We start from the raw sequence: 1,142 nt of genomic DNA on the forward strand, positions 1-1,142 counted from the left end.
GCGCCGTCCGGGGCGCACGAGGCGCTCGCGGATCAGCCCGCGGCGGCGTCCAGCCGGTAGACCCGGCGCGCGGTGCCGGCCGCGACGAGCGCGGCTATCCGCCCCGCCTCCGCCCGCCGGCACCAGCCGTCGGCGACCCAGTCGCCGATCAGCCGCTCCATGGCCCGCACGAAGAGCCGTGCGGCCACCACATAGAGCTCGGCCAGCGCCCGCGCGCCCGTGGAGAACAGCAGCTTGCCGAACGGTGCCTCGCGCAGCGGCTCCTCCGGGCGGGTGCCGACGTCCGCGTAGACGTGGGGGAAGGCCGCGGCCAGCCGGGCCGCGCCGCGGTGCTGTCCCGGGCCGGGCAGCAGGATCAGATCGACGCCCAGACCGGCGGTGGCCCGCAGGAAGCCGGTGAGGTCCTCGGTGCGCGGGCCGTGCAACTGCACGGGCAGCCCCGTGGCCACGGCGGTCCACAGCAGATGGCGGGCCAGCACGGGCTCGTCCGGCGGTTCACCGGGCCGGCGCCGGCGCAGCCAGCGGCTCGCCGCCCGGCACACCTCCGCCGCGCCGGGCGGGCTCCCGTCGCAGGAGACCACGCCGGAGGCGAAGGCCGTGGCACTGCCCGCCGCGTCGTACAGCGCCTCGGCGGTGAGGGCGAGGAAGGACCCGGCTCCGTCGCAGGCGTCCGCGACCCGCCCGGCCAGCGCCTCCAGCCGGACGACCTCGTGGGCGCGGCCCCCGGCGGCGCGGGCCAGCTCGGCGGGCGAGGTGAGCGCGGCGGGGTCCGCGGCGTCCAGCAGGAACGTGCCGATGCCCGCGCCGCGCAGCAGCAGGTTTCCCGCCCGGTAGGCCCCCAGCTCACGGCGCCTGGCCAGATAGCGGACGGGCGCGCAGTGCGCCTCCAGCCCCAGCAGGGGCGGGCACCAGCGGCGCACGGCGAGTCCGGCGCGACTGTCGAAGAAGGTGGTGCCCGGGGGCGCGGGGCCCGCCGCGCCGGCGGCCTCGCCGAGGTGGCTCTCGAACGTGCCCAGCCCCAGCTCGCCCCGGGCGGTGCCCCGGCTGTACTGGTCGACGAGCGGCGGTATGCCGTTCATGCCCGTCCTCCCCTGCCCCGTGCGGCGCCGTGGCGCCGCTCCCGACGGGTCTAACGGGCGAGC

The 1,142-nt window shown here is 78.8% G+C and carries 1 protein-coding gene; it reads right to left on the reverse strand.

Annotation, left to right across the window (positions count from 1 at the left end; genetic code table 11):
- Positions 1-32: 32 nt before the first annotated feature.
- Complete coding sequence (locus AB0K09_RS33685; protein WP_366069185.1) at positions 33-1,079, reverse strand: amidohydrolase; 1,047 nt, start codon at positions 1,077-1,079, stop codon at positions 33-35.
- Between the last annotated feature and the right edge of the window lie 63 nt (positions 1,080-1,142).

The sequence above is a fragment of the Streptomyces sp. NPDC049577 genome (assembly GCF_040675635.1).
In the GTDB taxonomy this organism is placed as follows: domain Bacteria; phylum Actinomycetota; class Actinomycetes; order Streptomycetales; family Streptomycetaceae; genus Streptomyces.

What these genes read in the sequence shown, in the direction of transcription:
- AB0K09_RS33685 (WP_366069185.1), bottom strand. Translation starts at nt 1,079, where the DNA reads ATGAACGGCATACCGCCGCTCGTCGACCAGTACAGCCGGGGCACCGCC.